The sequence below is a fragment of the Geodermatophilus sp. URMC 63 genome, assembly GCF_053502565.1.
The window spans coordinates 174,338-195,450 of the sequence record NZ_CP199956.1; the positions used below are offsets into that span (position 1 = coordinate 174,338).

Below are 21,113 nucleotides of genomic sequence, written 5' to 3' on the forward strand. Positions count from 1 at the left end.
CCGTCCCGCCGGTCCGGCAGCACGAACGCCAGCCGTCGGTGGCCGATGTGCTCACCCGACGCCCCGTCGATAGCGTGGCCGGGATGACTCGCCGCACCGACCTCCGTCTCGGTATCACCGATGTCGCCCCCGTCGTGTCCTGTGGGTCCTTCTCGGCCCGCGCCGTGGTCGGCGAGCACCTGCCGGTCACCGCCACCGTGTTCCGCGAGGGTCACGACGCCGTCGCGGCCGACGTCGTCTGGACCGCCCCGGACGGGACGCGCGCCCCGCTCAACCGGATGCGGCGCTACGGCGACCAGCCCGACCGGTGGATCACCTCCGTCGTCCCCGACCGGGAGGGCCGCTGGACCTTCCGGGTCGAGGCGTGGAGCGACCCGCTGGCCACCTGGCACCACGCCGTGGAGGTGAAGATCGAGGCCGGTCAGGGGCCGGCCGAGCTGGCCAACGACCTCGAGGAGGGCGCCCGGCTGCTGGAGCGGGTGGCCGCCGACGCCGACGGCGAGTGGCGCACCCGGCTCACCGACGCCGCCGCCGCCCTGCGCGACGACGACCGCGGCCTGCACGACCGGGTCGCCCCGGCGCTGGCCGCCGGCGTGCAGCGCTACCTCGACGAGCACCCGGTCCGCGAGCTGGTCACGCCCTCGCCGGACCACGAGGTGTGGGTCGACCGCCCACGCGCGCTCTACGGCTCCTGGTACGAGTTCTTCCCCCGCTCCGAGGGGGCGGTCGTCGGCGGCACCCCGACGCACGGGACGTTCGCCACGGCGGCCGACCGGCTGCCCGCCGTCGCTGACATGGGCTTCGACGTCGTGTACCTGCCGCCGGTCCACCCGATCGGGAAGGTCAACCGCAAGGGCCCGAACACGGCGGTCTACCCGGGCGGCAACCCCCACGAGATCGGGCCGGACGACGTCGGCTCGCCGTGGGCCATCGGCAGCGGCGAGGGCGGCCACGACGCCGTCCACCCGCAGCTGGGCACCATGGAGGACTTCCGCGCCTTCGTCGCCCGCACCCGCGAGCACGGCATGGAGGTGGCGCTGGACCTCGCGCTGCAGGCCGCGCCGGACCACCCGTGGGTCGAGGAGCACCCGGAGTGGTTCACCACCAAGCCCGACGGGACGATCGCCTACGCGGAGAACCCGCCGAAGAAGTACCAGGACATCTACCCGATCAACTTCGACAACGACCCCGAGGGCCTCTACGCCGAGGTGCTGCGGGTGGTGCGCGTCTGGATGGACGCCGGGGTGCGGATCTTCCGCGTCGACAACCCGCACACCAAGCCGCTGGACTTCTGGCACTGGCTGATCTGGAAGGTCAAGGAGACCGACCCGGACGTGCTCTTCCTCGCCGAGGCCTTCACCCGGCCGGCGATGATGCACCAGCTCGCGCGGCTGGGGTTCACGCAGTCCTACACGTACTTCACCTGGCGGACCGCGCGCGGTGAGATCGAGGACTACGGCCGCGAGCTGGCCGCCAACGCGCACTACATGCGGCCGAACTTCTTCGTGAACACCCCGGACATCCTGCACGAGAGCCTGCAGTACGGGGGCCCGCCGATGTTCAAGATCCGGGCGGTGCTCGCGTCGATGATGAGCCCCACGTGGGGCGTCTACTCCGGGTTCGAGCTCTACGAGCACGTGGCCGTGCGCCCGGGCAGCGAGGAGTACCTCGACAGCGAGAAGTACCGGCTGCGCCCGCGCGACTGGGCCGGCGCCGAGGCCTCCGGGCGGACCCTGGCGCCCTACCTGCGGCGGCTCAACGAGATCCGCCGCCAGCACCCGGCGCTGCAGCAGCTCCGGACGCTGCACTTCCACCCGGTCGACAACCCGAACCTGCTGTGCTTCTCCAAGACCGACCCGGGCTCGCAGGACGCCGTCCTCGTCGTCGTCGCCCTCGACAGCCACAACCGGCAGATCGGGACGACGGCGCTGGACCTGCCGGTGCTGGGTCTGGACTGGCACGAGCGGTTCGGCGTCACCGACGAGATCACCGGCGCCCGGTACGACTGGGGGCAGTTCAACTACGTCGAGCTCGACCCCTACCGGGAGCCGGCGCACGTGTTCTCCGTCGGGCTCCCGCGGCAGGTCACCTGGCCGCCGACGGCCCGCTGACCGCCACGACCTCCCCTCCACTCCCCTCCCCCTCCTCCACCAGCCGCTCCCCGACCCGAGGGCTCCCAGCACCGATGACGCTCCCCGTGCCCGACTCCGCCGACACGGGCTCCGCGCTCCCCGCGCGGGGCACCGACCCCCTCTGGTACAAGCGCGCCGTCTTCTACGAGGTGCTCGTCCGCGGCTTCGCCGACAGCAACGCCGACGGCATCGGCGACCTCCGCGGCATGATCGACAAGCTCGACTACCTGCAGTGGCTCGGCGTGGACTGCCTCTGGCTGCCGCCCTTCTTCGCCTCCCCGCTGCGCGACGGCGGCTACGACGTCAGCGACTACACCGCCGTGCTGCCGGAGTTCGGCGACATCGAGGACTTCAAGGACCTCATCGGCGAGGCCCACAGCCGCGGCATGCGGCTGATCATCGACTTCGTCATGAACCACACCTCCGACCAGCACCCGTGGTTCCAGGCCAGCCGCAGCGACCCCGAGGGCCCCTACGGCGACTTCTACGTGTGGGCCGACGACGACACCGGCTACGCCGACGCGCGGATCATCTTCGTCGACACCGAGAGCTCGAACTGGACGTTCGACCCGGTGCGCAAGCAGTACTTCTGGCACCGGTTCTTCGCCCACCAGCCCGACCTGAACTTCGAGAACCCGGCGGTGCAGGAGGCGATCATCGACGCCCTCCGGTTCTGGCTGGACCTGGGCATCGACGGCTTCCGCCTCGACGCGGTCCCCTACCTGTTCGAGGAGGAGGGGACCAACGGCGAGAACCTGCCCAAGACCCACGAGTTCCTCAAGCACGTCCGCAAGGTGGTCGACGTCGACTACCCCGACCGGGTGCTGCTGTGCGAGGCCAACCAGTGGCCGGGCGACGTCGTCGAGTACTTCGGCGAGGACGGCGACGAGTGCCAGATGGCCTTCCACTTCCCGGTGATGCCGCGCCTGTTCATGGCCGCCCGCCGGGAGCAGCGGTTCCCGATCTCGGAGATCATGGCGCAGACGCCGGACATCCCGGACAACTGCCAGTGGGGCATCTTCCTGCGCAACCACGACGAGCTGACCCTGGAGATGGTCACCGACGAGGAGCGCGACTACATGTGGGCGGAGTACGCCAAGGACCCCCGCATGAAGGCCAACATCGGCATCCGCCGCCGGCTGGCGCCGCTGCTGGACAACGACCTCAACACCCTCGAGCTGTTCAACGCGCTGCTGCTGAGCCTGCCCGGCTCGCCGGTCCTCTACTACGGCGACGAGATCGGCATGGGCGACAACATCTGGCTCGGTGACCGCGACGGCGTCCGCACGCCCATGCAGTGGACGCCGGACCGCAACGGCGGCTTCTCCACCGCCGACCCGCAGCGGATGTACCTGCCGCTCAACCAGGACCCGGTGTACGGCTACCAGACCACGAACGTCGAGGCGCAGCTGCGCAACAGCAACTCGATGCTGCAGTGGATCCGCCGGATGATCGCCGTCCGCAAGGAGCACCCCACCTTCGGCCGCGGCACCTACGAGGAGATCGGCTCGCGCAACCCCACGGTGCTGTCGTTCGTCCGCGAGTTCGGCGACGACGTGGTGCTCTGCGTCAACAACCTCTCCCGGTTCCCGCAGCCGGTGGAGCTCGACCTGCGCCGCTTCGAGGGCCACACGCCGATCGAGCTCACCGGCCGGGTCGAGTTCCCGCAGATCGGCGTCCTGCCCTACATGCTCACCCTCGCCGGCCACGGCTTCTACTGGTTCGAGCTGGCCAGGCCGCCGGAGGAGGCGGCCGAGCCGGTGGTGGAGGAGCCGGCCGAGCAGACCAGTCCCGTCGCCGACTCGCTGCTGGCCGCGGGCGTGGTCGCCGCCGCCGAGGAGATCCCCGGCGGCAGCGACACGCGCACCGGCGACGACGTCCCGCCCAGCACCGGAGGACCCCGATGAGCTCCGCCCCCCACACGGCCCTGACCGAGCTGCTGCGCGACTGGATGCCGCACCAGCGGTGGTTCGGCGGCAAGGGCCGCGAGTGGGCCGACGTCGCCGAGGAGGGCTTCCTGCTCTCCAAGACCGACCCGGTGCTCTCGGTGCACCGGGTCCGGGTCACCTACACCGACGGCGCGACCGAGACCTACCTGGTCCCGCTGTCGTGGCGGGCGCACCCGGAGGAGGAGCTGAGCGCGGCCTTCATCGGCGCCGTCCCGGGTGCCGACCGGGAGAACTACGCCTACGACGCCCTGCGCGACCGCGACGCGACGACGCCCTGGCTGACCCACCTCGTGGCCGCCTCGACGGTCGGGCCGATGCACTTCCACCCGGCCGGCGTCGAGGCCATCCCCGAGGGCGTGCCCGGCGACGTCGTGTCCACCGAGCAGAGCAACACCTCGCTGGTCTACGGCCAGGACGCGATCCTCAAGCTGTTCCGCCGGCTGGAGCCCGGGCTCAACCCCGACGTCGAGATCCACGACGCGCTGCGCCGCACGGACAACAAGCACATCGCGCCGCTGCTCGGCCACATCGAGATCGACGACCCCGACCCGGGCACGGAGCCGGCGACGGCCGCGATGCTGCAGACGTTCGTCCCCAACGCCAGCGACGGGTGGCGGCTGGCCACGGCCAGCGTCCGCGACCTCTACGCCGAGGGCGACCTGCACGCCGACGAGGTCGGCGGCGACTTCGCCGCCGACAGCGAGCGGCTCGGCGCGGCGACCGCGGCCGTGCACGCCGACCTCGCGCAGGTGCTGCCCACCGAGCCGGCCGACCGGGAGTGGTTCTCGGCCACCGGCCAGGCCATGACCGCGCGGCTGGAACAGGCGCTGTCGGTCGTCCCCCAGCTGGAGGAGCACCTCGCCGGCCTGCGCGCGGTCTACGCCGCGGTGGCCGACAGCCCGGAGTCCGTCGTGCGCCAGCGGGTGCACGGTGACCTCCACCTCGGCCAGGTGCTGCGGACGGCGACCGGCTGGGTGGTGCTCGACTTCGAGGGCGAGCCGGCGCGGCCGCTGGCCGAGCGGCGCCAGCTCGACAGCCCGATGCGCGACGTCGCGGGCATGCTGCGCAGCTTCGACTACGCCGCACGCCACATGCTCGTCGAGCAGCCCGAGGACGCCCAGCGCGCATACCGGGCGCAGGAGTGGGCAGTGCGCAACCGCGGCGCCTTCTGCACCGGCTACTCGGCGGCCAGCGGCATGAACCCGTGCGGGGACTCCCCCCTCCTGCGGGCCTTCGAGGCGGACAAGGCCGTCTACGAGTGCGTCTACGAGGCGCGCAACCGGCCCAACTGGCTCATGATCCCGCTGCAGTCGCTGTCACGGCTCACCGCCGAGGCGTGACCGGACCGGTCGGACAGCACGGCACCGCAGCACGCACGCAGACGACAGCGCACCCAGGAACAGGCAGAGGACGGCAACGCGACGATGACGACGAGTGACTCGACACCCGGGGACGCGCCCGCGACCAAGGACGAGCTGCAGCGGGTGGTCGCGGAGCGGACGGCGCAGGCAGAGGCAGCCGAGACCGAGCCGGTCATCAACCCCGGCCCCGCGAAGAAGCGCGCGCCGGCCAAGAAGGCCGCCGCGAAGAAGGCCGCCGCGAAGAAGGCCCCGGCGAAGAAGGCCCCGGCGAAGAAGGCGGCGGCCTCGGCGGCCTCGGCGGGCGCGGCCGACGGCGGCGCGGAGCCAGCGGCCGCGAAGAAGGCCGCCGAGCGCGCGACGAAGAAGGCCACCCCCGCCGGCGACGGCGCCCCGGCCACCCGCAGGCGCGCGCCGGCGAAGCGGACCGTCGCCGACACGATCGAGGAGCCGACCGGCGAGATCGTCGCCGAGCAGGGCGGCAGCACCCCGCCACCGGTCGTCGCCCCGGCGCCGATCGCCGAGCCGGGCTCGCCCTCCGGCGCCTCCGCGGAGCCGCCCGCACCCACGGCCCCGGAGTCGCCGGAGCCGGGCACCGAGACCACGCCCGCACCCGAGGCGGTCACCGGGTCCGCCGGCGAGGAACCGGCCGGCGGTCCGGTCACCGGGCAGGCCGTCCCCGACGACGTCGGCGAGGAGGACCTGCGTGCCATCGTCGACGGGTGGTCGCGCGACCCGCACCGCGTGCTGGGGGCGCACCCGGCCGCCGACGGCTGGGTGGTGCGCACGCTGCGCCCGAACGCGGTCTCGGTCGCCGTCCTCGACCAGGACGACACCCGCCACGAGGCCCGGCGGATCCACGACGGCGGCGTCTTCGAGGCCACCCTCCCGCACCAGCCCGGCGACTACCGGGTCGAGGTGACCTACCCCGGCGCCGACGGCGGGCAGGACACCTTCGTCGTCGACGACCCCTACCGGTGGATGCCGACGCTGGGCGAGCTCGACCAGTACCTGATCGGCGAGGGCCGGCACGAGCAGCTCTGGCAGGTGCTCGGCGCCCACGTGCGGCGCTACGACACCCCGCGCGGCACCGTCGAGGGCGTCTCCTTCGCCGTCTGGGCGCCCAACGCCCAGGGCGTCAAGGTCACCGGCGACTTCGACTACTGGGAGGCCCGCGCCCACCCGATGCGCCAGCTGGGCGCCACCGGGGTGTGGGAGGTCTTCCTCCCCGGCGTCCGGGCGGGCACCAAGTACCGCTACCACGTGCTCGGCGCCGACGGCGTCTGGCGGGAGAAGGCCGACCCGATGGCCTTCGCCACCGAGGTCCCCCCGGCCAACGCGTCGGTCGTCGTCGAGTCCACCCACCAGTGGAGCGACGACGCGTGGCTGGCCGACCGCGCGGCCGGCAACTGGCACGAGCGGCCGATGAGCGTCTACGAGGTCCACCTCGGCTCGTGGCGGCAGGGCCTGTCCTACCGGCAGCTGGCCGAGGAGCTCGTCGACTACGCCGTCTCCGCCGGGTTCACCCACCTGGAGTTCCTGCCCGTCGCCGAGCACCCCTTCGGTGGCTCGTGGGGCTACCAGGTCACCAGCTACTACGCGCCGACGTCGCGCTTCGGCAGCCCCGACGACTTCCGGTACCTCGTCGACCGGGCCCACCAGGCCGGTCTCGGCGTCATCGTCGACTGGGTGCCGGCGCACTTCCCGAAGGACGAGTGGGCGCTGGGCCGCTTCGACGGCACCGCGCTCTACGAGCACGCCGACCCCCGCCGCGGCGAGCAGCCGGACTGGGGCACCTTCGTGTTCAACTTCGGCCGCACCGAGGTGCGCAACTTCCTGGTCGCGAACGCGCTGTTCTGGTGCCAGGAGTTCCACGTCGACGGGCTGCGGGTCGACGCCGTCGCCTCGATGCTCTACCTCGACTACTCGCGCGAGGACGGCGAGTGGGTGCCCAACGAGTACGGCGGCCGGGAGAACCTCGAGGCGGTGTCGTTCCTGCAAGAGGTCAACGCGACGGTCTACCGCGAGGTGCCGGGCGTGGTGACCATCGCCGAGGAGTCGACCGCCTGGCCCGGCGTCACCCGGCCCACCTACCTCGGCGGCCTGGGCTTCGGCTTCAAGTGGAACATGGGCTGGATGCACGACTCGCTGTCCTACGTGCAGCGCCAGCCGGTCCACCGCAGCTACCACCACAACCAGCTGACGTTCTCGATGATGTACGCCTACTCTGAGAACTACGTGCTGCCGATCAGCCACGACGAGGTCGTCTACGGCAAGGGCTCGCTGCTGCGGAAGATGCCCGGCGACCGGTGGCAGCAGCTGGCCAACGTGCGCGGCTACCTCGCCTACATGTGGGCCCACCCCGGCAAGCAGCTGCTGTTCATGGGCTCGGAGTTCGCGCAGGACTCCGAGTGGGCCGAGAGCCGCTCGCTGGACTGGTGGCACCTCGACGACCCGGCCCACCGCGGCGTGCTGCAGCTGGTCACCGACCTCAACGCCCGCTACCGGGAGACCGAGGCGCTGTGGTCGCTCGACGTCGACCCGGCCGGCTTCCAGTGGATCGACGCCAACGACGCCTCGGGCAACGTCATCACCTTCCTGCGCTTCGGGCGCCCGAAGGTCGTCGACGTGCCCACCCCGACCCAGTCGGCGGAGTCCGGCGCCGGGGAGGCCCCGGCCACCGACGGCGGGCAGACGCCGGGCCAGACGCTGGCCGTCGTCTGCAACTTCTCGGGCTCCCCGCACCACGGCTACCGGATCGGCCTGCCCCGCGGCGGACGGTGGCGCGAGGTGCTCAACACCGACGCCGAGGGCTACGGCGGGTCCGGCGTCGGCAACTACGGCGGTGTCGACGCCGTCGAGGAGCCGTGGCACGGCCAGCCGTACTCGGCCACCCTCTCGGCTCCTCCCCTGGGCACCGTCTGGCTGCTGCACGAGGGCTGACCGCCCGGGCCACGGGTGCGGCCGGCGTCCGGACCGGCACGGACGCCGGCCGGACGCCGGCCGGATGCCGCCGCACGCTGGGCGTTCGCCGGCGCCGTCCCCGGGTAGGAGGCCCTCGATGGACCTGACCACGCGCTCCCGGGGCCTGCTCGTGCTGCTCGTGCTGGGCGCCCTGCTGACGTCGGGGTGCTCGTACGTCGTCGTCGGCCGGCCGAGCTCGCAGATGTCGCCGCAGGAGTCCGTCGGCGACGGCACAGTGCCGGTCGAGGGCGCGACCGACGGCCCGATCGACGATCTCGCCCGCAACGCCCTGGCCGACCTGCAGACCTTCTGGTCCCAGCAGTTCCCCGACGTCTACGGCCAGCCCTTCCCGCCGCTGACCGGCGGGTACTACAGCGTCGACCCGAACGACGTCGACCCGTCGACCTACCCCGACGGCATCGGCTGCGGCACCAATCCGCTCGACCTGGAGAACAACGCCTTCTACTGCTCGGCGCAGGGCGTGCCCAACTCCGACTCGATCAGCTACGACCGCGCCTTCCTCGCCGAGCTCGCCTCCCGCTACGGCGAGGTGCTGCCCCAGCTGGTGATGGCCCACGAGTTCGGCCACGCGGTGCAGGCCCGGGTCGGGTACCCGCAGACCTCGATCGCCACCGAGACGCAGGCCGACTGCTTGGCCGGCGCGTGGACGGCCTGGGTCGCCGACGGCAACGGCGAGTACGCGCGGATCGACACGGCCGACCTCGACCAGCTGCTGCGCGGCTACTTCCTGCTGCGCGACCCGGTCGGCACCGGCAGCGGCGAGCAGCAGGCGCACGGCTCCTACTTCGACCGCGTCTCGGCCTTCCAGGAGGGCTTCGACGACGGCACCGAGGCCTGCCGCGACCGGTTCGGAGCGGACCGCCTGTTCACCCAGGGCGAGTTCACGAGCGACGCCGACTTCGCCACCGGGGGCAACGCACCCCTCGACGAGACACAGGGCCTCATCGAGGACTCCCTGCCGGAGTTCTGGACCCGCGCCTTCACCGAGGTCCTGGACGGGACCTTCCAGCCCCCGTCGCTGGAGACGTTCTCGCGCAACCCGCCGGGCTGCGCCACGGAGGACGTCGCGCTGGTCTACTGCGCGGACGGCGGCGACGGGGACGCCGGGCTGGTCGCCTACGACTCCGGCTTCGCCCGGGACGCCTACGAGCTGGGTGACTTCGCGCTGGTCACCGCCGTGTCCCTGCCCTACGCGCTGTCGGCCCGCGACCAGCTGGGCCGGTCCACCGACGACACCGCCGCCCTGCGGTCGGCGGTCTGCCTGACCGGCTGGTACTCCGCGCAGGTCTACCGCCAGCAGCTGTCGGTGCGCATCTCCCCGGGCGACCTCGACGAGAGCGTGCAGTTCCTGCTGGAGTACGGCAACGACCCCGACGTGCTGGCCGACACCGAGCTGACCGGGTTCCAGCTCGTCGACGTCTTCCGCGCCGGGTTCCTCCAGGGCGCCGGCCCCTGCGACGTGGGGGTGTAGGCCTCCCTGCAGGGGCCCGCGCCGAGCGGAGCGAGGCGTGGGGGGCGAGGGGGTCCTTTCAGTAGAGGGCGGCCATGAGCTGGCGGCGGGCGGCGGCGACGCGCGGGTCGGCGTCGCCGACCACCCCGAACAGCTCGACCAGGTGCTGGCGGGCCCGGTCGCGGTCCTCGCCCGCGGTGCGCCGGACGAGGTCGACCAGGCGGGTGAAGGCGCCCTCGACGTCGCCGGTGCCGAGCAGGAAGTCCGCGGCCCGGGTCTGCGCCTCGACGTCGTCGGGTGCGGCGTCGGCGCGGGCCAGCGCGTCGGGGCCGGCGGCGTCGGCGCGGCGGAAGAGCTGCACCTGGCGCAGCGCCAGGCCGGCGACGGGGTGGTCGGGCTCGGTCTCGAGGATCGACGCGTAGGCGGCCTCGGCGGCCTCCAGGTCACCGCTCTCCAGAGCGGCCTCGGCGGCGTCCAGGCGGGGGTCGTCGAGGCCGTCGTCCTCGCCGTCGGCGGCAGCGGGCACCGCGCCGCCGGTGGTGGCCCGGACCAGCTCGGTGACGAACTGGCGGGCCTGGTCCTCGGGGATGGCACCGGTGAACTCGGCGACCAGCTGGCCCTGCCAGACGGCCTTGACCGCCGGGATCCCCTGGACGCGCAGGCCCTGGGCGAGGGCCGGGTTGGCGTCGACGTCGACCTTGGCCAGCACCCAGGAGCCGCCGCCCTCGGCGGCGAGGCGCTCGAGCACCGGGGACAGCTGCTTGCACGGCCCGCACCACTCGGCCCAGAGGTCCAGGACCACGGGCACCTGGAAGGAGCGGTCGAGGACCTCGGTCTGGAAGGTGGCCTCGGTGACGTCCACGACCGCCGCGCCGGGGGCGCCCGCGGGGGCCGCGGCGCTCGGCGGCGGCGCGGCCTGGGCCCGTGCGGCGGCCTCGGAGCGCGCCTTGACGGCGGCGAGGTCGACCGCACCGGCCAGGGAGGCGGCCAGCTGTGCCTGCTGGGCCTGCGCGCGCGGGTCGGGGCGTCCGGGACGGGTGGGCTGCATGCCCCCATGATCCCACCGGCGGACGGCGCGGCGCCGCCGGCCGCTCAGCCTCCCTCGACGGCGCCCTCCGCGACGTCCCCGGCCCCCAGCCGGACCCGCCGCAGCACCCGGAACAGCATGTCGAGCTCGGCCTCGGGCAGGTCGCCGAGGCCGAAGTCGAGCGCGGTGAGCTCGCCGGTGGCCACCTCGACCACCGCGCGGCCGCGCTCGCTGATGCCGGCCAGCACACCGCGACCGTCGGCGGGGTTGGGCCGGCGGTCGACGAAGCCGGCCGCGACCAGCCGGTCGATGGCGTTGGTGACGCTGGTCGGGTGCACCATCAGCCGGCTGCCGATGACCTTGAGCGGCAGCTGACCGGTGCGGCTGAAGGTGAGCAGCACCAGGACCTCGTACCGGGCGAAGGTCAGCCCGTGCGGCCGCAGCACCTCGTCGAAGCGGGCGAGCAGGATCTGCTGGACCCGGAAGACCGACGTCGCCGCGCGCATCGCCGCGGCCGGCCCGAAGCGCTGCTCCCAGGTCTCCCCAGCGCGCTCGATCGGGTCGAACGGCAGCCCCAGCGCCCGGACCATGCCGCCGACGCTACCTGCCCGCCCGCCGAGTGCCCGCCTCCTGCGGTCACCCCCACCCCGAGCGCCGCTCGTCGACCTGCGGCGCCCTCGACGCTGCCGGGAGCACCGCAGGTCGACGACGGGTGCCGGCTGTGGACGACGCGGGCGCCCGGCCGGCCCACTCGGTCATCCTCCTGCGGTGCCCGTCCACCCCGTCCGCCCCGACGTCCTCCGCGGTCGCGTGTTCCGCGGCTCGGATCAGGTCGCTGCCGGTCGCCTGACTCGCGGTCAGCTCCGCGGCCCCGCCTGGCAACGCCTCTTCCGGGACGTCTACGCGTGCTCGACGGTCACCGTGACGCACGAGGTGCGGACCATGGCTGCCGTCCGCCTGCTGCTCCCGCGGGCGGTCGTCTCCGGCCGCAGCGCCGCGGTCCTGTGGGGCGTCACCGCCTCGGGCGCCACCGACGACGTCGAGCTGACCGTCCCGCCCGGGTCGTCCGCGTGCACGGTCCCCGGTGTGCGCGTCCGGCGGTGGGCGCTCGACCCCGACACGGTCGCCGTCCGACGTGGCCTGCCGGTCACGACCCCGGAGACGACCGCGGTGGACCTCGGTCGGGCCGTCACCCCGCTCGCTGAGGCGGTCGGGCTCGTCGACGCGCTCGTGGTGGCCAGAGCCACCCGCATGGACGTCGTCCGGGCAGCCGCGGCGACCGCCACCGGACCCGGCTGCCGGCGCGCGCGGCAGGTGGTGGCACTGGCCGACGGCCTCGCGGAGTCCCCGCAGGAGACACGGCTGCGCCTGCTGCTCCACTCATCCCGCCTGCCGCGACCGGAGGCCCAGCACCGCGTGCGGGACGCCACTGGCCGGGAGATCGCCCGGGTGGACTTCGCCTGGCCCGAGCAGCGAGTGGCGGTGGAGTACGAGGGTCGGTGGCACGGACGACCGCGGCAGGTCGCTCCCGACCGGGCCCGACTCAACCGCCTCACCGCGGTGGGGTGGCGGGTGGTCTTCGTGACCGCCGGGGATCTGCGCGAGCCCGAGCTGGTCGTCGCCCGCATCGCTGCAGCACTCGCCGGGTGAGCGCCCGTCGTCGATCTGCGGCGCTCTCGGCGCCCCTGAGCCCGCCACAGGTCGACGACCGGCGATCGAGCGGCCGACGCGAGCGGGACGGGCAGGGCGCTCAGGCGGCCGGGCGCAGGGGCGGGACGTCGCGGACGCCGAACACCTCGCGCAGCGCCACCTGCGCGGCGTTGTCGCCGCAGGCGCCGTGCACGGCCGGCCCGGGCGGCGTCGCCGACGAGGCCAGGTAGACGCCCGGCACGGGGGTCTTGTAGGTGTTCCAGCGCGGGACCGGCCGGGCGAGCATCTGCCGCAGGGTCGCCTGGCCGTTGGAGATGTCCCCGCCCAGGTACATCGGGTTCCAGGCCTCCATCTGGACGGCGTTCTTCGTGGCCCGCTCGACGACCGTGTCCTTGAACCCGGGGGCGAAGCGCTCGATCTGGTCCTCGATCGCCGCGGTCATGTCGACGTCGGAGCCGTTGGGCACGTGCACGTAGGCCCAGAAGACGTGGCCGCCCTCGGGAGCGCGCGTCGGGTCCGGCACGGTCGGCTGGACGGCGAGCACGTAGGGACGGTCGGTGATCCGCCGGTGGTTGGGGGCCCGCTCGCCGTCGATCGTCTCCTCGAGGGTGCCGGCGACGTGGATGGTCCCGGCCCGCCGCACCTCGGGGTTGGTCCAGGGCACCGGCTCGGACAGGATCCAGTCGATCTTGAAGACGCCGGCGCCGTGGTCGTAGCGGTCCACCCAGCGGCGGTAGCCCTCGTGCACCCGGTCACCGGCCATCGACACGAAGGCCTCGGGTGTGGTGTCGAGCAGCACGGCCGGCACGCCGTCGAACTCGCGCAGGTCGGTGACCAGGTGGCCGGTCTCCACCTCACCGCCCTGCTGCTCCAGGGCGGTCACCATCGCGTCGGCGAGGTTCTGCGACCCGCCCTCGACCAGCGGCCAGCCGGCGTGGTGCCCGAGCATCGTGAGCAGCATCCCGAGCGCGGAGGTGAGCGGCCGGGTCAGGTCGAGCATCCCGTGCGCGGCCGCTCCGCCGAGCAGCGCGCGGGCCCCCTCGGTCTCGAAGTACCGGTGCGCCAGCCAGCGCACGTTGGGCAGCCCGTGGAGCCCGAAGTGCGCGATCTGCGGCACGCTGTGGGTGGGCAGCCGCCGCAGCCGGCTGGTCAGGAAGAAGTCGACGACGTCCTGGCCGTGCTCGACGAGCGGCTCGAACAGCCGCCGGTAGGCCGGCCCGTCCGGCCCGAGGGCGGCCGCGGTCTCCTCCAGCGAGTGGTACGCGACCGAGGCGCCGCCGCCGTCGAGGGGGTGCGCGAAGTTGACCTCCGGCTGCACGAGGCGGACCCCCCGGCTGGGCAGGTCGAACTCGCGGAAGAACGGCGCCGCGGCGGCCATCGGCTGCACGATCGAGCAGACGTCGTGCCGGTACCCCGGCCGCACGAGCTCCTCGGTGCGCATCCCCCCGCCGGGCTTCGCGGCCGCCTCGACCACCTGCACGCGCAGGCCGGCGGCGGCCAGTCGCAGGGCGGCGGCCAGGCCGTTCGGCCCGGATCCGACGACGACGGCGTCCGGCTCGCCGTTCATGGACACAGTCCGTTCATCGGGCCAGTCTCCCCGGGACGGGTCAGAGCTGCCCGAGGAGCCGGTCGGCCGCGCGGTAGGGGTCGGTCTCCCCCGCCACCACCGCGTCGGCCAGCGCGGCCAGCGCCGCCGATCCGCGCACCTCGCCCATCCGCTCGCGCAGCCCGGCCAGCGCGATGGCCTCGATCTCCCGGGCGGCCCGCTCGGCACGGCGGCGCGCCCCCTCGCCGGACCCCTCCAGCCAGCGCCGGTGCGCCTCGACCTGCTCGAGCACCCGGTCGACGCCCTCCTCGCGGGCGGCCACGGTCCGGCAGATCGGGGGCCGCCACGCACCCGGCCCGGTGTGCCGGCCGCCGAGTGACTGCGCGTACCGCAGGTCGTGCACCGTCTGGTCCGCGCCGTCGCGGTCGGCCTTGTTGACGACGAGGACGTCGGCCACCTCGAGGATCCCGGCCTTGGCCGCCTGGATGCCGTCGCCCATCCCGGGGGCCACGAGCACCAGCGTGGTGTCGGCCAGTGAGGCGATCTCCAGCTCCGACTGGCCGACCCCGACCGTCTCGACCAGCACGACGTCGCAGCCGGCGGCGTCGAGCACCCGCACCGCCTGCGGGGTGGCCCAGGCCAGCCCGCCGAGGTGGCCGCGGGAGGCCATGGAGCGGATGTAGACGCCGCGGTCGCCGGCGTGCTCCTGCATCCGGACGCGGTCGCCGAGCAGCGCTCCGCCGGAGAAGGGCGAGGACGGGTCGACGGCGAGCACCCCGACGCGCCGGCCCCCGCGCCGCAGCGCCCGGACCAGCGCGGTCGTCGTCGTCGACTTGCCCACCCCGGGCGAGCCGGTGAGGCCGAGCACCTGGGCGTGCCCGGTGTGCGGGGCCAGCGCCGCGGCGACCTCGCGGAGCACCGGACTGGCGTCCTCGACCAGCGAGATCAGCCGGGCCACCGCGCGGGGCTCGCCGGCGCGGGCCCGGGTGACGAGGTCGGGGACGTCGACGTGCCGGCGCCCCCGGCGCCCGGGCGGGGCGGCGGGGGCGCCGGTGCGGACGGCGAGGCCGTCGGAGGTCACGCCGTCGCGGGCACGTGCAGGACCAGCGCGTCACCCTGGCCGCCGCCGCCGCACAGCGCGGCGGCACCGACGCCGCCGCCGCGGCGGCGCAGCTCCAGCACCAGGTCGAGCACGATGCGCGCGCCGCTCATGCCGATCGGGTGGCCGAGGGCGATGGCGCCGCCGTTGGGGTTGACCTTCTCCGGGTCGATGCCGAGCTCGCGGGTGGAGACGATCGCGACGGCGGCGAAGGCCTCGTTGAGCTCGACGAGGTCGAGGGCGGCCGGGTCGATGCCCTCCCGGGCGCAGGCCTTCTGGATGGCCCGCGACGGCTGGCTCTGCAGGGTGGCGTCCGGACCGGCGACGACGCCGTGGGCGCCGATCTCGGCGATCGGGGTCAGGCCCAGCTCGGCGGCCTTCTCGGCCGACATGACCACGACCGCGCACGCGCCGTCGGAGATCTGCGAGGCGGTGCCGGCGGTGATCGTGCCGTCCGGGGCGAACGCCGGCTTGAGCTTGGCCAGCGTCTCGACGGTGGTGTCGGGGCGGACGCCCTCGTCCTCGCGGAACTCGATGGGGTCGCCCTTGCGCTGCGGGATGAGGACGGGGGTGACCTCCTCGTCGAAGACCCCGTTCTTGGCCGCGCGGGCGGCCCTCTGGTGGCTCTCCGCGGCGAAGGCGTCCTGCTCCTCGCGGGTCAGCTGGTACTCCGCGTTGGCCTGCTCGGTCAGCGCGCCCATGGCGACCTGGTCGAAGGTGTCCGACAGCCCGTCGTGGGCCATGGAGTCGACCAGCGTGGCGTCGCCGTACTTGGTGCCGGTCCGGGAGCTGGGCAGCAGGTGCGGGGCCTGGCTCATCGACTCCATGCCGCCGGCGACCACGACGTCGAACTCGCCGGCGCGGATGAGCTGGTCGGCCAGGGCGATCGCGTCGATGCCCGACAGGCAGACCTTGTTGAGCGTGAACGAGGGCACCGACATCGGGATCCCGCCGGCCACGGCCGCGGGCCGGGCGGGGTTCTGCCCGGCGCCGGCCTGGATGACCTGACCCATGATCACGTAGTCGACCTGGTCTCCGGAGATGCCGGCGCGCTCGAGCGCGGCCTTGATGGCGATGCCACCGAGGTCGACCGCGGAGAAGTCCTTGAGGGAGCCGAGGAGCCGGCCCATGGGGGTCCGGGCGCCGCCGACGATGACCGAGCGGGACATGCTGCCTCCAGTGCCGGTCGCCGCCACTGGCGACCGCGGGATCGGTACCGCCGCGTCACGGCGACACGGCATCCATCCCTCGCAGGATAGGACGGCGGTCTCGGCGCGGTCACCGGCGTGACGGGCGTCTCGATGCGTTCGATCGCGTGCCACCGGGTAGGGCGCCGGTGATCACACACCTGAGACGAGCACCCGAGACGAGGGAGACCCCATGCCCCGACTGACCGTCGGCACCGAGAACGGCCAGCCCGTCGAGCTGTACTACGAGGACCACGGCACGGGCCGCCCGGTCGTGCTCATCCACGGCTGGCCGCTGTCCGGCCGCTCGTGGGAGGCGCAGGTCGGGCCGCTGGTCGAGGCCGGCCACCGGGTCGTCACCTACGACCGCCGCGGCTTCGGCGCCTCCTCGCAGCCCTGGACCGGTTACGACTACGACACCTTCGCCGCCGACCTCGACGCGCTGCTCACCGCGCTGGACCTGACCGACGTCACCCTCGTCGGCTTCTCCATGGGCGGCGGCGAGGTCGTGCGCTACCTCTCCCGCCACGGCGCCGCCCGGGTCCGGAGCGCCGTCCTGGCCGCCGCCGTCCCGCCTTACCTCTACAAGAGCGCCGACAACCCCGACGGCGGCCTCGACGACGCGACGATCGAGCAGTTCCAGCAGGGCGTCCGCACCGACCGGCTGGCCTTCCTGGACGGCTTCACCAAGGACTTCTTCTCCCCGGGCGGCTCGGGGCTGCTCACGAGCGCGGCGGTGAGCGAGGAGCAGCGCCGCTACGCCTGGCAGATCGCCGCGTTCGCCTCGCCGAAGGGCACGCTCGACTGCATCACCGCCTTCGGCCGGACCGACTTCCGCCCCGACGTCGCGGCGGTGACCGTGCCGACCCTGGTCATCCACGGGGACAGCGACGCCATCGTGCCGCTCGAGGTCAGCGGCAGGCGCTCGCACGAGGCCATCGCCGGCAGCGAGCTGGTCGTCATCGAGGGCGGCCCGCACGGCGTCAACGCCTCCCACCCCGAGCAGTTCAACCGGGCGCTGCTGGACTTCCTCGCCCGCTGAGGGACCCGACCGCAGGGGCCCGTCGCACCGCAGGTGCGGCGGGCCCCTCTGCGTGCGCGCCACCCACCGATGTCGTCCCAGACGTCTTGCGCCACCATGACCCGATGACCGCCGACGCGCCCGCGGGTCTGCCCGCCGAGCTGTTCACCACCATCGACCACGTCGGCATCGCGGTGCCCGACCTCGACGAGGCGATCGCCTTCTACGCGGCCACGTTCGGCGTGCGCTCGGTGCACGAGGAGACCAACGAGGAGCAGGGTGTCCGCGAGGCGATGCTCGCCGTCGGCAGCGGCGACACGCGCATCCAGCTGCTGGCACCGCTGACCCCCGAGTCGACCATCGCGAAGTTCATCGGCCGCTCGGGCGCCGGCCTGCAGCAGCTCGCCTTCCGGGTCGACGACGTCGAGGCGGTCGGCGCGACCCTGCGCGAGCGCGGTCTGCGACTGCTCTACGACACCCCGCGGCGCGGCACCTCGGACAGCCGGGTCAACTTCGTCCACCCCAAGGACGCCGGCGGGGTCCTCGTGGAGCTGGTGGAGCCGGCGGACGGCGCCGGGACCACCCGACCTGAGAGCTGACCGGGTTCTTACCCATCCGTAACATGTGCCGCCACCGCACTGCCCCTCCACCGACTCACGAGCCGACAGAGCCCCGGGAGACCGCGTGAAAGAGATCAGGGACGCCATCCTCACCGACGAGCTGGAGGCCGTGGCCGGCCTCCCGGTGCCGGAGTCCTACCGCGCCGTGCTGGTCCGCAAGGACGAGCAGGGCATGTTCGAGGGCCTCTCCACCAAGGAGAAGGACCCCCGGCAGTCGCTGCACGTGGAGGAGGTCGCCACCCCCGAGCTGGGCCCGGGTGAGGCGATCGTGGCCGTGATGGCCTCCTCGGTGAACTACAACACCGTCTGGACGTCGATCTTCGAGCCGGTGAGCACCTTCGGGTTCCTCGAGCGCTACGGCCGCCAGAACAGCCTCACCAAGCGGCACGACCTGCCCTACCACGTGGTGGGCTCCGACCTGGCCGGCGTGGTGCTGCGGGTCGGTCCGGGGGTGAACCGGTGGCAGCCCGGTGACGAGGTGGTCGCGCACTGCCTGTCGGTGGAGCTGGAGGACCCCGCCGGCCACGACGACACGATGCTCGACCCCCAGCAGCGGATCTGGGGTTTCGAGACCAACTTCGGCGGCCTGGCCGAGCTCGCGCTGGTGAAGTCCAACCAGCTCATGCCCAAGCCCGCCCACCTGACCTGGGAGGAGGCCGCCGCCCCCGGGCTGGTCAACTCCACCGCCTACCGCCAGCTGGTGAGCAAGAACGGCGCGGCCATGAAGCAGGGCGACGTGGTGCTCATCTGGGGCGCCTCGGGGGGCCTGGGCTCCTACGCCACGCAGATGGCGCTCAACGGCGGCGCCATCCCCGTCTGCGTCGTCTCCTCCCCGGAGAAGGCCGACATCGTCCGGTCGATGGGTGCGGAGCTGGTCATCGACCGCACGGGCGAGGGCTACCGGTTCTGGAAGGACGAGGACACCCAGGACCCCAAGGAGTGGCAGCGCTTCGGCAAGCGGATCCGCGAGCTCACCGGCGGCGACGACGTCGACATCGTCTTCGAGCACCCGGGGCGTGAGACCTTCGGGGCATCGGTCTACGTCGCCAAGAAGGGCGGCACGATCGTCACCTGCGCCTCCACCAGCGGCTACATGCACTCCTACGACAACCGCTACCTGTGGATGAACCTCAAGCGGATCGTCGGGTCGCACTTCGCCAACTACAAGGAGGCCTGGGAGGCCAACCGGCTCATCGACAAGGGCCTCATCCACCCCACCCTGTCCAAGGTCTACCCAATGGAGGAGGTCGGGCAGGCCGCCTGCGACGTGAAGAACAACTGCCACCAGGGCAAGGTCGGGGTGCTCACCCTCGCCCCCGAGGAGGGCCTGGGTGTCAAGGACGCCGAGAAGCGCGAGCGGCACCTGACCGCGATCAACCGCTTCCGCGGCGTGTGAGCGGTCCCGTGGGCCCTGCCGCCGGCACGCCCGCGACAGGGCCCACGGTCCGCTGAGCGCAAGGCACCGCCCGGCCCGTCCGGCGCGGTGACGCCCTCCGGCCGACTCTGCGAGGATGGCGTCATGAGCGACCCCCGCCGCGACCTGCTGCCGATGCGCGAGGCCCAGCACTCGTTCGACGTGGTGCTGCGGGGCTACGACCGGCACCAGGTGGCCGAGACCATCGAGCGGCTCGAGGCCGACATCCGCGTGGCCCTGGCCGACCGGGACGCCGCGGCGAGCCGGTCGACCGACCTCGCCGGCCAGCTGTCGGCGATGCACGCCGAGATCGAGCAGCTGCGCCGCAAGGCCGCCAACGCCGGCCCGGCGACGTTCGAGAACATGAGCGAGCGCATCTCGCACATGCTGCGGCTGGCCGAGGAGGAGGCCGCCGACATCCGCGGTCAGGCCGAGCAGGAGGCCCGCGCGCTGCGCGAGCACACCGCCGCCGAGGAGCGCGCGATGCTCGAGCGCCAGGCGGCCGGCCGGGCCGAGGTCGAGCGCATCCTCGCCGAGGCCCGCCAGAACGCCGAGCAGATCGCCAGCAAGGCGCAGATCCGCGCCGACGAGCTGGTGACCAAGGCCCAGGAGAAGGTCGCCCGGCTCGACGCCGAGTCGCAGGCCCGCCGCGCCAAGGCCGAGGAGGACTTCGAGATCGCGCAGCGGGCCCGCCGCGCCGAGGCCGCCCGGCACGAGGAGGAGCGCGAGCGGGCCTCCACCCAGGCCGCCCGGGACCGGGTCGCCGCCGCCGAGGCGCACGCGGCCGCCGTCGTCGGCGACGCTGAGGCGTCCGCCGCCGCCGTCCGGCGGATCCGCGACGAGCTGGCCGGCCGGCTCGGCGAGGCCCGTCGGGTGCTCGCCACCCTCCCCGACCTCGCCGACCGGCAGCAGGCCGCGCGCCCGGCCCCGCAGGGTCAGGCACCGCAGGCTCCCCGCGGTCCGGCGCCGCAGCCTCCGCAGGGCCAGCCCGTCCCGGCGTCGCAGGAGCCGGCGCCCGCACGCCGCGACGGCCAGGGCGCCCAGACCGCAGCACAGCCGGTGGTCGGTCCGCGCACCGCCGTCCAGCCGGCCGTCGGCCCGCAGACGGCGGTGCAGCCGGCCGTCCGGCCGCAGACGGCACCGCAGCCGGTGCCGCCGCGGCCCACGCCGCACACCCGGTCGCCGGAGTCCCCGGCCGGTGGCGCCGGCGAGGCCGCGGCGGCGCGTCAGCCCGTCCGGGCGCCGGCTCCGCCCACCCAGCCGGCCGTGCAGGCGCCCGTGCAGCAGAACGGCGCCGCCTCCCCTGCCGCGCAGACCCAGGTGATCCGGCCGGTGTCCGCGCCGGACCAGGGCGGCGCGCCCGGGCGGCACGCGAGCGACGCCCCGTCCGGCTCCACCCGGACCGTCCCCGGCGAGCGGCCGGAGGCCGGCGAGTCCGAGGGGCCGCGGACGGCAGTGCAGCCCGCGGTGGGCTCCGACTCCCGCGCCGACTCCCGCGCCGACTCACCCGCCGACTCACCCGCCGACACCGGCGGCCAGCCGGCCGTGCCCGGTCGCCGCTGACGGCTACCACCCGTCCGGGCCGCTCCGCGCGCGCCACGGACCGCGACACGGTAGGCAGTGTCCGTGTCTGACGCCGACGGACCGGGGCGCGCCGGTCCGTCGGGTCCACCGG

At 73.9% G+C, this 21,113-nt stretch carries 15 protein-coding genes; 10 read left to right on the forward strand and 5 right to left on the reverse strand.

Going from position 1 to position 21,113, the window contains the following annotated elements; all coding sequences use genetic code 11:
* The first annotated feature begins 83 nt into the window (after nt 1-83).
* From ACWIZO_RS00845 to ACWIZO_RS00865, 5 genes are all read left to right on the forward strand, one after another.
* Nucleotides 84-2,111 (forward strand): alpha-1,4-glucan--maltose-1-phosphate maltosyltransferase, encoded by a 2,028-nt coding sequence (locus tag ACWIZO_RS00845; RefSeq protein ID WP_448640681.1) that lies wholly within the window; start codon nt 84-86, stop codon nt 2,109-2,111.
* An 86-nt stretch (nt 2,112-2,197) separates the two neighbouring features.
* On the forward strand, nt 2,198-4,039 hold the full coding sequence (gene treS, locus ACWIZO_RS00850) for a maltose alpha-D-glucosyltransferase (protein ID WP_448640682.1): 1,842 nt from the start codon (nt 2,198-2,200) through the stop codon (nt 4,037-4,039).
* Nucleotides 4,036-5,421, forward strand: coding sequence for a maltokinase N-terminal cap-like domain-containing protein (locus ACWIZO_RS00855; protein ID WP_448640683.1), 1,386 nt, complete (start codon nt 4,036-4,038; stop codon nt 5,419-5,421). Before treS ends, ACWIZO_RS00855 begins: the two co-directional genes overlap by 4 nt.
* 84 nt (nt 5,422-5,505) lie before the next feature.
* Entirely contained in the window at nt 5,506-8,382 is a 2,877-nt protein-coding gene (gene glgB, locus ACWIZO_RS00860) for a 1,4-alpha-glucan branching protein GlgB (RefSeq protein ID WP_448640684.1), read from the forward strand.
* Between the two features lie 118 nt (nt 8,383-8,500).
* Nucleotides 8,501-9,895: a neutral zinc metallopeptidase gene (locus ACWIZO_RS00865; protein WP_448640685.1), complete on the forward strand. Its 1,395-nt coding sequence runs from the start codon at nt 8,501-8,503 to the stop codon at nt 9,893-9,895.
* A 58-nt stretch (nt 9,896-9,953) separates the two neighbouring features.
* Here ACWIZO_RS00865 and ACWIZO_RS00870 read toward each other — a convergent pair whose 3' ends face one another.
* The gene (locus ACWIZO_RS00870; RefSeq protein ID WP_448640686.1) at nt 9,954-10,922 is read right to left on the reverse strand and encodes a tetratricopeptide repeat protein; all 969 of its coding nucleotides are present in this window, start codon (nt 10,920-10,922) and stop codon (nt 9,954-9,956) included.
* Nucleotides 10,923-10,966: 44 nt separating this feature from the next.
* Entirely contained in the window at nt 10,967-11,491 is a 525-nt protein-coding gene (locus ACWIZO_RS00875) for a MarR family winged helix-turn-helix transcriptional regulator (RefSeq protein WP_448640687.1), read from the reverse strand.
* 352 nt (nt 11,492-11,843) lie between these two features.
* Between ACWIZO_RS00875 and ACWIZO_RS00880 the strand changes: the two genes are divergently transcribed.
* On the forward strand, nt 11,844-12,551 hold the full coding sequence (locus ACWIZO_RS00880) for an endonuclease domain-containing protein (protein ID WP_448640688.1): 708 nt from the start codon (nt 11,844-11,846) through the stop codon (nt 12,549-12,551).
* A gap of 100 nt (nt 12,552-12,651) precedes the next feature.
* On the opposite strand, the gene ACWIZO_RS00885 is transcribed toward ACWIZO_RS00880, so the two are convergent.
* From ACWIZO_RS00885 to ACWIZO_RS00895, 3 genes are read right to left on the reverse strand one after another with little or no spacing between them, the layout of a single operon-like run.
* The gene (locus ACWIZO_RS00885) at nt 12,652-14,118 is read right to left on the reverse strand and encodes a phytoene desaturase family protein (protein WP_448640689.1); all 1,467 of its coding nucleotides are present in this window, start codon (nt 14,116-14,118) and stop codon (nt 12,652-12,654) included.
* A 40-nt stretch (nt 14,119-14,158) separates the two neighbouring features.
* Nucleotides 14,159-15,178, reverse strand: a complete 1,020-nt coding sequence (meaB, locus tag ACWIZO_RS00890; protein ID WP_448640690.1) for a methylmalonyl Co-A mutase-associated GTPase MeaB — start codon at nt 15,176-15,178, stop codon at nt 14,159-14,161.
* A complete protein-coding gene (locus tag ACWIZO_RS00895; RefSeq protein ID WP_448640691.1) occupies nt 15,175-16,365 on the reverse strand; it encodes an acetyl-CoA C-acetyltransferase in 1,191 nt (396 codons plus the stop codon). The genes meaB and ACWIZO_RS00895 overlap by 4 nt, the downstream gene beginning before the upstream one ends.
* A 211-nt stretch (nt 16,366-16,576) precedes the next feature.
* On the opposite strand from ACWIZO_RS00895, the gene ACWIZO_RS00900 reads away from it, so the two are divergent.
* From ACWIZO_RS00900 to ACWIZO_RS00915, 4 genes are all read left to right on the forward strand, one after another.
* Nucleotides 16,577-17,425: an alpha/beta fold hydrolase gene (locus ACWIZO_RS00900; RefSeq protein WP_448640692.1), complete on the forward strand. Its 849-nt coding sequence runs from the start codon at nt 16,577-16,579 to the stop codon at nt 17,423-17,425.
* A 104-nt stretch (nt 17,426-17,529) separates the two neighbouring features.
* The gene (gene mce, locus ACWIZO_RS00905) at nt 17,530-18,003 is read left to right on the forward strand and encodes a methylmalonyl-CoA epimerase (protein ID WP_448640693.1); all 474 of its coding nucleotides are present in this window, start codon (nt 17,530-17,532) and stop codon (nt 18,001-18,003) included.
* Nucleotides 18,004-18,088: 85 nt separating this feature from the next.
* Nucleotides 18,089-19,420: a crotonyl-CoA carboxylase/reductase gene (gene ccrA, locus ACWIZO_RS00910; RefSeq protein ID WP_448640694.1), complete on the forward strand. Its 1,332-nt coding sequence runs from the start codon at nt 18,089-18,091 to the stop codon at nt 19,418-19,420.
* 123 nt (nt 19,421-19,543) lie between these two features.
* A complete protein-coding gene (locus ACWIZO_RS00915; protein ID WP_448640695.1) occupies nt 19,544-21,001 on the forward strand; it encodes a hypothetical protein in 1,458 nt (485 codons plus the stop codon).
* Nucleotides 21,002-21,113 lie beyond the last annotated feature (112 nt).